Below are 11,312 nucleotides of genomic sequence, written 5' to 3'. Positions count from 1 at the left end.
CTTAACCAGTGCTTTGTTCGCATGTGGTGACGGGCGTCCTACCGCTGACGAAGCCAGTTCTGACAAAATCGCTTGCACTATCACATTCAGCGCCTGTTGTGTGTGTGCCTTCTCTTCGACGGCAGGCGCTACCTCGGGGCAGGGAGTGGGGAAGGGGACCCGCAAACATGGCCGCCACTGAGATCTCCGGACAAGTACCGCTCCGAAGCGGGGAGTTGAGTCGACTGGTGTCTTTGGTTGGGGCCGCGGGCACGGGGGCGCGTGTCGCAGCGGAGCTGGCCGGAGGCCCCGGCGCCGGAAAGACGCGTTTACTGACGGAACTGGCCCGGGAGGCCACAGGGGAGGGGAAGTGCGTACTGCGCGGACTCGGCTCGGAAGCCTTCCGTCATGTGCCGTTCCATCCGTTCATCGCGGCGTTCACGAACTGGCGGGACAGCGACTCCGGTACGACCGTGCCGGGCGCGGCGGCATTGATCCGTACCCTGACCACCGGCACTGCCTCGGATTCTCAAATACCGGACGCTGTCTCTCTGTTCACGGAATTCCGTAAGTCTCTGGCCGAGTGCCTGCCCGCTGCCTCCGGCGGACTGCTGCTCCTGCTCGATGATTTCCACTGGGCCGACCCCTGCTCCGTCGAACTGCTCGACATGCTGGTGGGCCACCCCACGGGGGGAAGGCTGTCCGTGGTCATGGCGCACCGTCCGCGGCAGTCGCCCGTGGCGCTGCGCGCGGCTGTCCAGCACGGCGTCGAGTCGGGAACCGTCCGCACCGTGGAACTGGGCCCGCTGACGCTCCGGCAGAGCGCGGCACTCCTCGGCCGGGCCCCCGACAGCTCCGGCCTCGCCCGGCTCCACGAACAGGCCGAGGGGAACCCTCTCTACCTCACCGCTCTGGCCGAGGCAGGAGCGAAGTCCCCGGCCGAACTCCCCGAAACCCTCGCCCGCAGCGGCCCGGGCGCCCGCCTGCTCGCCGAGACCACCTCGCTGGGCGAGCGCACCAGAACGATCCTGCGCGCCGCCGCCGTGCTCGGAAACACCTTCGATGTGACCGCCGTCGCCGAAGTGGCCGAAACCGACCACCAGGAGACGTCCCGGATACTCGACGACCTCAAGCGCAGGGATCTGATCCGCACGGTCCCGGACGGGTGGCGCAGGCTGGGCTTCCGTCACGAGCTGCTGAGGCACTGCGTGTACGGGGACACCGACGCCTCCTGGCAGATCGGCGCCCACCGCAGGGCACTGGCCCATCTGAGCAGTACGGGTGCGCTGCCCACAGAACTCGCGCCGCACATCGAACGCTCCTGTGCCGGAATCGAGCCGTCCGACGCCGCCGTGCTCGCCTCCGCCGCCCGGACGGCGTTGCACGCGGGCCGTCCCGTCGACGCGGCGCGCTGGCTGGCCTACGCCCTTCGGCTGCAGCGTGCGGTGGGCGCCCTCGACAGCCTGGAGTCCGTGGGGCCGGGGCTGTGGCGGCCGGTGGTACAGGGCCTGGCAGCCGAAGGGGAGGTGCGCTGCATACAGGCGCTGGGCAACGAGATCCTCGCCGGCCCGTCAGGCGCCGGTGACGGCACCCGTGCCGACACGGTCGCGTTCCTGGCCACCGTGTCCGCTTCGCTCGGTCACGGCGAAGAGGCCCAGGCCCTGCTCACGGCCGAACTGCCCGCCGATCACAGCAGAGCGACCAGTACGAGGAGGCTGCTACAGGTGCAGCAGCAGCTCACCAAAGTGCTCGCCGGGGCGGCCCTCGCCCGCGCGGACATCGAGATGCTCGTGGTGGACACCGGGCACTCCGACCCGCTGACCGCCGCCGGTGCGCTGGCGCTGCGCGGACTGTGCGCCGTCATGGACACCGATGTCGACATCCGTCTGGCCGAGGGCGTGCTGGACGCTTCGGCGCAGGCGTTGGACGGGTTCACGGCCGGGGGCGCGGCAGCGCAGCACCTGCCGGGTCATCTGCTGGTACTCAGCTGGGCCGAGGCGTTGATCGGGCGCTACGGACCCGCACGCGCCCACGCGGAACGGGCGCTGGCCACGGTCCGCGAACGCGGTGACGCCCACTTGCTGCCCCCGCTGCTGAACACCCTCGGCTACACGCACTACCAGTCGGGGCAGATGGCGGAGGCCCTGACCGCGGTGGACGAGGCACGCACCGCCGCCTTCGCGTTGGGCCGCGCGGATCATGTCGGGCTGGCGGAGGCGGTGAGCGCGGCTGCGTGGTCGCAACTCGGGCGGTCGGGAGAGCCGCCTCGTGAGCAGCACTCCCCGCGCCTGCCCGACGAGGACAGACCCCCCAGGACGTCGCTGGACGCCCTGCTCTACGCCGAGGCAGCCCTCGCACGCGGCGACGCCGAAGCCGCCCTGGCGCTGCTGCTGCCGGAAGGCGACAGCGCCTGGCGGGTCTCCGAGCCGGTGGCGGTGCTGGCGGCCCGTGGCTATGAACTGCTCGCCGCGGCTTCGGCGGACCGGGGGCCGGACGACGCCCGCACCGAGCAGTGGGCGGAACGCGCCGTCGCCGCGGCGGCGGCCGGTGATCTGCCCGAGCAGCGTGGCCACGCACTGCTGGCACACGGTCACGTGCTGCGCTGCAGACAGCTCATCGCGGAGGCCACGCGCTGCTACGAGGAGGCCGAGGAACTGCTCGGAGGCGAAACCCCCGCCGGCACCAGGGCCCGGGAACTGGCCCGAGCACCCGAGCAGCCGGCGGGCCGGGGCGAGGAGGACGCGCTCACCGAACTGACCCAGCGTGAGCGCGAGGTAGCCGGTCTGGCGGGAAGAGGGCTGAAGACGAAGGACATCGCCCAGCAGCTACGGGTCAGCCCGCGCACCATAGACGTACATCTCTCCCGCATCTACGGAAAGTTGGGGGTCAGCTCCCGGTCGGGGCTGGTCCGGCTGATGGCCCGGTCGAACTGAGGGACGAAGGCAGCTGTGATGAGCAAATCGTCGTCGGCGGCCCAGCGTCCGCTGAAGCTCCGCACCTCCACGCCACCGACTCGGGGGCCCGGCGTCAGCAGCCCGGCCTCGAACTCCCTGTGTTCGGCGTCGAAGGTGATGTCGGCCATGGAGAAATCCAGAAATCTGCGGGTCAGAGGGAACCATGCCTTGTAGACGGCCTCCTTGGCGCTGAACAACAGCCGGTCCCACGGCACGTCGGGGTACGCAGCCCCGAGCGCGAGAAGCCTCCGCTGCTCGGTGGGCAGCGAGATCACCGGCAGCATGCCGGTCCACAGCGGCTTGGCGGGCTCGGCGTCGATGCCGAGTGCCGCCAGATCCCGACCGTGGGCGGTCGCGGCGGCCCGGTAGCCGGGGCAGTGCGTCATGCTGCCGACCACCCCCTCCGGCCAGCGCGGCGCACCTCTCTCTCCGGGCACCAACGGCTCGTAAGGGACGCCGAGTTCTCGCAGCGCCGTCCTCGCGCAATGCCGTACGGTCGTGTACTCCCGGCGCCGGGAGGTCCCCGCCAGAGCCACGGTGGGTTCCTCTTCCGGCAGCAGTCGGGCCTCCGGCGGGTCCCCGTGGACCTCGGCCACCGTCACCCACCCGGGCAGCAACTTCCGCATCATGAGACGTGCTTGCCTGCCTGCCTGGGCATCGCCAGGACGTGCCGGAGCCCCGAACCTGTCGCTTCCCACCGCTGTGCCGGTCATGCGGGCGCGGGCAGCAGGCCGGCCACCAGCTCGGCCACAGCGGACAGGTGATCGGTCACGAAGAAGTGCCCCCCGCGGAAGACATGCAGCCGGAAGCTGCCCGTGGTGTGATGCCGCCAGGCGCGGACGTCCTCGACGGACGCTTCGGTGTCCTCGGCGCCCGCCAGTGCCACTACGGGACAGTTCAGCGGCACGCCGGAGGTGTCCCGGTACGCGGCCAGCGCGCCGTAGTCCCCACGCAGCGCCGGGAGGATCATGTCCACGATCTCGGGATCCTCCAGCACATCCGATCCTGTGCCTCCCAGTGACTTCACCTTGTCGATCAACGCCCGGTCGTCGCCGAGGAACCGGGCCTCCGCGCGGCGCCGGGACGGGGCGCGGCGCCCTGAGACGAAGAGGGCCGACGGCCCTCCGCCTGACGTCCGCTCCAGTCGCGCGGCCACCTCGTAGGCGAGCGAGGCACCCATGCTGTGCCCGAAGAACGCCAGCGGCCGGTCACTTCCGCCCGCCAGCGCCTCGGTGATCCTGTCGGCCAGCAGATGCAGATCGCTGACGGGTGCCTCGTGGCGGCGGTCCTGCCGTCCGGGGTACTGCACTGAGGACACGGCGATGCCCGGGCCCACAGCGGCCGACAGCCCATACCAGTAACCGGCGGCTCCACCCGCGTGAGGGAAGCAGATGAGTTCGGTGGCGGCTGCCGGATTCGGGTGGAAGTTCCGCAGCCACCTCTCCCGCGGTTCCGTCTCTTGTCCGGTCATGGTCAGCTCGCCACCGGGAGGTCGAGGGTCCGGTCAGAGGTGAGGATCGCGTGATGCACCCGGCGCAGCGAACGGCAGGGCTCCAGCCCCAGTTCGGCCCTGAGCACCCGTTGCGCCGACCGGTACACCTGGAGTGCCTCGGCCTGTCGCTCGGAGCGGTAGAGCACCAGCATCAGCTGCCGGTAGAAGGTCTCCCTCAGCGGATATTGCGCGATCAGCCCATTGAGCAGACTGAGCACTTCGCGGTGTCGGCCGAGCGCGGTGTGCGCGTCGACGGACAACTCCAGGCACTCCAGGTGCTCTTCCTCGGCCCACGCGGCGAACGAACTCAGAACCTGGCCCTCCGCGAGACCGTCCAGTACCGGCCCGCGGTTCAGCGAGTGTGCCCGGTCGAAACATTCCAACGCTTCCTCGTAGCGGCCCGCTTGCTGGTGCTCCCGACCATTGCGCATTGCCGTACGGAACTCCGCCACGTCGTATTCTGCGCCGTTGAGGTGGAAAAGGTAGCCGGAAGACTTGGTGGAAATGGCCCGCCCCTCTCGATCACCCGCCGACACAAGGAATTTACGTAGCTGTGATATGTACACATGCATGGCGGCGGCCGGCCGCCGAGGGGGGTGCGAGCCCCATATGTCCGCGATTAGCTGCTCTTTGGTGGTTACCCGGCCTGCCCCTATGAGCAAGGAAGCCAGCGTGATCTCGGTTTTGGGGGCGCTGAGCGAATGACTCTCGTGCCCTCTGCGCACCTGCAGGGGGCCCAGCATTTCGTAACGCATCGACACCTCGGGCGATTCGGGAACTTGCTCGCGTTCCAACGTGACGACTCTCATGCCACGACCGACTGATGCGCATCAGGGAAATTACGTACGCGATCCTAAATGGCCGAAACTCCCCCTGACACAGGAGGCGCGGCTCGGACGGGCCGCGCAAGGGCCCCGCGCCACGCTGTCCGCCGTGGCGCGGGGCCCGCACGCACCGGCAGGGCGAGGCCCGGCCTGCCTCGATACGGCGTCGGAGGCGGGCGTGAGACGGCTGCTGTCCCTCTGCGCCGCGGTGACGTCAACCGCCCCCGCTCATCGAGGGCTTGTCTCCGCGCCTTCGTCCGGACGACCGCTGCCGCCGCTGTTGTGTCGCCGGGGGGCGGGGACCGGGGCCTGAAGGCGACTACGTGCCGAGGCTCTCCCTCTCTTCGCTGGACCGTCCGGCCGATGTTCGCCCGAAGCCGTCCGCCCGGTCCTTGGCCTGGAGCCCCAGCTGCGCCATCAGGGAATTGTCGTCTCGGCCCATCGCGTGGGAACCGCGCTGACGAGGCCCCCGCGCGTAACGCCGCGGTGGCATGCGATCGAAGGCCGCGTCGTCCATCCCGGCGCTGATAAAGGGCCCCGTCCGGCTCACCCGGATCGGGTCAGATCGGGAGCCACTGTTTGACCAGGGGTTGGTTGTCGCCGATCCAGGACTCCACCGTGGCGGTTTTGTGCTCCGCGCCACCGGCCTGCTGGATCGCGGCCTCCAGGCCCTGTAGCTGGTCCGGGGTCACCCGGAAGTTCCGCAGCCACTCCAGGGCTTCGTTGTCGCGTCGGTCGTGGAACTTCCGGGAGACGAGTGTGTGGAGCTTGTCGGGGTCGCCAAAGGCATCGGCGGGGTCGTCGAGGTAGCGGATGTCGTACTTGGAGAACGCCCAGTGGGGGCGCCACATGCCCACCAGGACGGGGCGCTTCGCGGCGTAGGCGGTGTCCAGGGCCTGCAGCATCGTGCCGGTGTTCTTGGCCTTCTGACGGTACCTGCCGGCCAGGCCGTACTCCGGGATCACCGACTTGTTGACGGTTCTGGTCAGCCCCGCGGTGGGCTCTATGCCGACGATCGTCCCGTTGAAGAGGTCGGCGTGCTCCGGCAGATCGACCAGGGAGTCAACCTCATCCACGTAGTCGGGCACGGCCAGGCCCAGATCGCCGGGCTCGTACCAGGGGCCGAGGTCCACCATCGAGCCGCCGTACCGCGCCCATTGCTCGGTGTGGACGCTCGGCAGCCAGGCGTCCATGAAGACGTCGAACCGGCCTTCGGCCACCTCGCGGAACAGGTCGGGAACGGCGTTCTTCTGTACGGCTTTGACCCGGTAGCCCTTGGACTCCAGCAGTTGCTTCCACAGCTCGGTGACCGCGATGTCCTCGTCCCAGGCCACATAGCCGATGGTGATGGTCCCCCGGTCCTTCTTCGCCGCGGTCTTCGTCCGGCCCGGTTCCCGGTCGGTACCGCAGGCGGACAGGGCGGCGGGCGCCAGCGCCCCTGCGGCCAGGGTTCCCAAGAACCTGCGTCGATCCCACGTGTGTGCGCCGTTTCCCCCGGTGGACATGCCGTCAGCCTAGTGCCGTTCAGGATGGGCGCACTAGTGTTCCCGGCAGCGGTGCCGCTGCGGGGAGTCAGGCGGGAACTGTCGAACGGCAAGGGGAAGGGCCGGTGTGGTGACGCCGACAAAAACGGGGGGCGCATTCGGACCGGATGCGTCCATGCACGTGTCCGCACCGATGGGGGTGGCCGCGCAGGCTGTTCCGGAACGGCGGCGAGGGAGGGCGCGGGTGGCGGCCTCCGTAGTACTGGGGATCGTCGGGACGGGTTCCCCACCGGCCCGGTTGCGGCTGGCGACGCTGATCATGACGCTGGTGACAGTGCTCTTCGGAGCACTTTTGGCCACGTCGGTGTACGAGCGCCAGACGGCGGCCGGGAATGTGGCGGAGCAGTCCGCGCCGCTGAGCGCGGACGCGGCGGAGATCTACCGCTCGTTGGCGGACGCGGACGCCACGGCGGCGGTGGGCTTCCTGCGGAGCAGCGAGAAGTCCCACGCGGACCGCGTCGCCTACGAGGCGAACATCCGTACCGCCTCCCGGCTGCTCTCCAAGGCGGCGGCCCGCACGGGGGACTCCTTCGCCGCGCAGCGGCAGATCACCATCCTGAACAAGGAACTGCCCGGCTACACCGCCCTGGTGGAGGCGGCGCGCTCCGCCGACCGGGAGAACAAGCCGGTCGGCAACTCCTATCTGCGGTACGCCTCGGAGCAGATGCGCTCCACCATGCTCCCGGCGGCCGAGGACATGTACCACGCGGAGACGCGGCGGATGGCCGCGATCCGCGCCGACGCCACCGAGCCGCCCTGGGCGGCCTACGGCGCCGGGCTGCTCGTCCTGATGGTGATCGGTTTCTGCTCCTACCGGCTCTACCTGGCCACCAACCGGCTGCTCAACCTGGGTCTGGTGGCAGCAGCCGGGGCGGTGCTCGTCTCATTGGTCTGGCTGACGGCAGGCCATGCCATGACCCGCTCCTCGCTGGAGAACTCCGACACCCATGGCTCGGCCTCGGTGCAGTTGCTGACCCAGTCCCGGATCGCCGGCCTGAAGGCCCGCGGGAACGAGAACATGGCCCTGGTGGCGCGCGGGGAGGGTGCCGCCTATTCCCAGGAGTTCGACTACTGGGCAAGTGCGATGGACGACAAGGACAAGGGGCAGCGGCTGATGCAGCGCTCCGAGCGGCAGGCCGAGGACAAGGCCGGGCGGGGGCTGGTGGCGGATGCCTGGGCGGAGCTGAAGAACTGGAAGAAGCTGCACAACCAGGCCCGGAAGCAGGACGACGGGGGCGACTACGAGGCAGCGCTGGCCCGCACCATCGGCGGGAAGGCCGACGGCAAGACCGTCAAGAACACCACCGAGCGCAGCTTCGCCACCATGGACCGCAAGTTGGCCGCTGCGGTGGACCACGAGCAGAAGCAGTTCCAGGAGCAGGCCGAGAGCGGGCGCGGCGCGCTCACCGGACTGCCCGTCGGTGGCTCGGTGCTGTGCCTGCTCGGCGTGGCCGGCGTATTCCTGGGCGTCGGCAAGCGGCTGTCGGAGTACCGGTGACCGCTGGGGGCCGTGGCGGGATGAGGGAGGGGACAGTAGTGGGGAACCCAGGTGCTGGGTCCGGCGGTTCGGCACGGGATGCCGTGCCGCAGCGCGACCGGCGCCGTGTGGCCGGGGGGCGGGCCGCGGTATGGCTGGCCGCCGTCACGCTGGTGACGGTGTCCACGGTCAGCTGCGCCGCATCGCCGCAGGCGCCGACGGCGGGAGCGCGGTCCGGGGCGCAGGCGGGGGCGCCGGAGCAGGGCCCACGGCAGCCGACGTCCGCCGGAGGTGACTGCAACACCAAGGTGAGCCCGGACCCGAAGAGCGGCAGCCAGAACGGAGCGGCCGTCAAGAAGATCAAGGACCGGGGCAAACTGATCGCCGGGGTGGCACAGAACAGCAACCTGTGGAGCCACCGCAACGCCAAGGGCAAGCTGGTGGGCTTCGACATCGACCTGGTCAAGCAGCTGGCCGACTCCCTGCTCGGCGACCGCGAGGCGGTGGAGTTCCTCACCGTCCCGGTCGACCGCCGCCAACAGGCATTGGAACACGACGAGGTGGATGTGCTGGTGCAGGCCATGCCGATCACCTGTCGGGCGCTCAAGGGCACCCCGGAGGAACCGGCCGTGGACTTCTCCAGCCCCTACTTCGAGACCGGGCAGCGAGTCCTGGTCCCCGACTACTCCGACATCACTGGCTTCAACCGCACCCTGAAGGGCAAGACGGTGTGCACCGCCTACGGCTCCAGCGGTTACGAGCTGCTGAGTGGCGAGGGCCAGAAGAAGTACGGCGCATGGATGCGGGGACGGCCCAGCGTCCTGGACTGCCTGATGCTGCTGCAGCTTTCCCGGGTGGACGCGGTCCTGACCGACAGCGGGCTCGCCGCGGGCCTGGCTGCCCAGGAGGACGGCGCTCGGCTGGTCGGGCCGCAGATCGGCAAGGACTCCTACGGCGTCGCCGTCAAGCACGGGACGGACGACCTGCTGCGGGTGGTCAACGGCACCCTGGAGAAGGCCGGCGAGGGCGCCTGGCAGAAGAGCTACGACCGGTGGCTGAAGGCATGGCTGGGCCCGGCCAAGCCCCCGGCTCCGCAGTACGGCTGAGGTCATGACGGCACTGGCGGAGACCACCGCGCCTCAGCCCGGGTCTTTGGGACGGTCTCCCAGACGTCCGATGACTGTTCCGTAAGTTCGGCGGGCGTGGTGGGCGGACCACGCCAGAGGCTGCCGGTGAAAGTCCGTGCGGACACGACATCCGATGCGGTCGATCTGCCAAGCAGCAACGGAGAGTTGAGAGTCTCGGGGGACGGGGCATGCGATGGCTTCGTCGTAGCGGGTTCGCAGCTGTTCCTGCCCCAGCTGCGCCCTCACGCACACAGAAGGAGAGCGAGTGTCTGACGGCATCCTGTGGCTGCCCGATGTCTGGTACAGCCCGAACCTGTTCGTCACGTTCGCCCGAGGCTTGAGCCCGTACGATCTCGCCGTGCGGCTCGGCGCCGGTCCGACAGGCGTCCTCGACCCGATCACCATGGACGAGGCGGAGTCCCTGACCGGCCGGGAGGGCCCGGCGCGGATAGCCCGTTTCGGGGAATGCGCAGGCTGGTCCTTCGCGGTCGAGCAAGGCTGGTCGTCCAAAGCATGGTGGGCCCACCCGCCGATGTCAGCGGGCGGGGTCGAAGTGCTGCACCTCACGCCGAAGCCCGACGACCCGCCCAAGGAGGTCTGGTACTACCGCGACGGTGCGACAGTCGGGTGGTTCAACATCGGCGAACGCCCGGACGACGGTACGGAGTTCCTGATCCCCGCCCTGGAAGAGGCCGGCTTCTTCGACACCGCATCGCACGGGGACGAGGTGCTGATCACGCTGCAGGTCCTACAGGAGCACTTCGGGCTGTCGCTGCCGCGCCGGCAGATACTCACCGGGCGCCTTCCCGCCGCAGTGACCGCGACGACGCCGCCGGAAAACCTCGGAGACTGACAAGCCGTTCATGCCCGACCAGCGCAACCACGCAAGGCTCGCACCCTGATCCTCGGCTTCGCCTCACGCACCGCCGCAGCCGCCGTTCTGGCCGGCTGCGACAACACCGCCACTGCGGCGGCGCCGGACAGCAGGCCGCACACCACCCACTCCAGCACGGCGAGGGCCCGCTGTTGTGATGTCGCCGGAACACCCGCCCTCCTGCGAAGGCTTCCACGGCACGGGCGGGGCGATACTGATCGTGACAGCCGCCCCGCCGCGGGGCCAGCCTCGGACGTGGGCCGGTCCGGTAGGGGCGTGCCCCTTTGTCGATGTCTTTGAGGGGAGTCGTTCATGACCACCATGACCACGGCGAGGGACCTGTTCATCATCGCCATGGACCCGCAGCAGTCCGTGGGACAGGGTGACTTGTCGCTCGCACTCGCGGGAGCCGAGCTGCTCGATCTCATCGGTGCGGGGGCTGTCGCCGTGGACGGCGACCGCATCGTGCCGGGTGGAGCGCTGGTGCCGGACGATCGGCTCATGGGCGAGGCCGCGGCGGGGCTCACCCGGCAGGCACCCTATGAACGGATCGAGGACTGGCTCTGGCGCCGGGGCCGGGACCTCTCGGCCGCGTATCAGGCCGCCCTGGAGGAGGACGGCGAGCTGACGCGGAAGCGCAGTGGCCGGTTGCCCTTCGGCCCGGAGCGCCTGGAGCCGGCCGATACCGCACACCGCCGGGCAACCGACCGCTGGAAGGAAGAGCCCGTCCTGGCCGCCCTCGCCTCGGTCGTCGGTATCGACGGTGAACGGCCCGAGGAGGAGCCCGGTCTCGAAGACGAAGTGGTGACGACCGTGGTGGCCGTTGTCCAGGACGCGGTGATGGAGCTGGAGGCCGTGCGCCAGAGGCGGTCCATCGAGAAGGCGGCCTTCGCCAACGTCTGGCGCGGACCGTGAGTCGAGCCCGGCGCGGGGTCGAGTCCGACGACCAGACCGTCACTGTGGCTGCCACCTGGGCTCTGTCCATAGAGCGCGCCAACCAGATCTGCCCGGTGGGCTTGGCGCGTCCCAAGCTCCACCTGG

General features: G+C 69.8%; 9 protein-coding genes. 5 read left to right on the top strand and 4 right to left on the bottom strand.

Going from position 1 to position 11,312, the window contains the following annotated elements:
- Positions 1-167 precede the first annotated feature (167 nt).
- Positions 168-2,912: an AAA family ATPase gene (locus NMN56_RS37055; RefSeq protein WP_274047229.1), complete on the top strand. Its 2,745-nt coding sequence runs from the start codon at positions 168-170 to the stop codon at positions 2,910-2,912.
- Here the strand turns inward: NMN56_RS37055 and NMN56_RS37050 are convergent.
- The 4 genes from NMN56_RS37050 to NMN56_RS37035 form a co-directional block, all read right to left on the bottom strand.
- Entirely contained in the window at positions 2,849-3,562 is a 714-nt protein-coding gene (locus NMN56_RS37050) for a 4'-phosphopantetheinyl transferase family protein (protein WP_274047231.1), read from the bottom strand. The two genes, NMN56_RS37055 and NMN56_RS37050, sit on opposite strands and share 64 nt — an antisense overlap.
- An 80-nt stretch (positions 3,563-3,642) precedes the next feature.
- Positions 3,643-4,404, bottom strand: a complete 762-nt coding sequence (locus tag NMN56_RS37045) for a thioesterase II family protein (protein WP_274047232.1) — start codon at positions 4,402-4,404, stop codon at positions 3,643-3,645.
- A 2-nt stretch (positions 4,405-4,406) separates the two neighbouring features.
- Complete coding sequence (locus tag NMN56_RS37040) at positions 4,407-5,219, bottom strand: AfsR/SARP family transcriptional regulator (RefSeq protein ID WP_274047233.1); 813 nt, start codon at positions 5,217-5,219, stop codon at positions 4,407-4,409.
- Positions 5,220-5,809: 590 nt separating this feature from the next.
- Positions 5,810-6,754 carry a glycine betaine ABC transporter substrate-binding protein gene (locus NMN56_RS37035; RefSeq protein WP_274047234.1) on the bottom strand — a complete coding sequence of 315 codons (945 nt, stop codon included), beginning with the start codon at positions 6,752-6,754 and terminating at the stop codon, positions 5,810-5,812.
- 223 nt (positions 6,755-6,977) lie between these two features.
- Here NMN56_RS37035 and NMN56_RS37030 point away from each other — a divergent pair, with 223 nt between their 5' ends.
- The 4 genes from NMN56_RS37030 to NMN56_RS37015 all read left to right on the top strand — a co-directional run bounded on the left by NMN56_RS37030 (position 6,978) and on the right by NMN56_RS37015 (position 11,186).
- Positions 6,978-8,291 (top strand): hypothetical protein, encoded by a 1,314-nt coding sequence (locus tag NMN56_RS37030; RefSeq protein WP_274047235.1) that lies wholly within the window; start codon positions 6,978-6,980, stop codon positions 8,289-8,291.
- Between the two features lie 38 nt (positions 8,292-8,329).
- The gene (locus tag NMN56_RS37025; protein ID WP_274047236.1) at positions 8,330-9,376 is read left to right on the top strand and encodes a transporter substrate-binding domain-containing protein; all 1,047 of its coding nucleotides are present in this window, start codon (positions 8,330-8,332) and stop codon (positions 9,374-9,376) included.
- Positions 9,377-9,662: 286 nt separating this feature from the next.
- Complete coding sequence (locus NMN56_RS37020) at positions 9,663-10,250, top strand: hypothetical protein (RefSeq protein WP_274047237.1); 588 nt, start codon at positions 9,663-9,665, stop codon at positions 10,248-10,250.
- A 342-nt stretch (positions 10,251-10,592) separates the two neighbouring features.
- Entirely contained in the window at positions 10,593-11,186 is a 594-nt protein-coding gene (locus tag NMN56_RS37015; RefSeq protein ID WP_274047247.1) for a GOLPH3/VPS74 family protein, read from the top strand.
- Positions 11,187-11,312 lie beyond the last annotated feature (126 nt).

Source organism: Streptomyces iconiensis (genome assembly GCF_028657195.3).
Classification (GTDB): Bacteria; Actinomycetota; Actinomycetes; order Streptomycetales; family Streptomycetaceae; genus Streptomyces; species Streptomyces iconiensis.
This window is presented reverse-complemented; position numbering and strand designations above follow the sequence as displayed.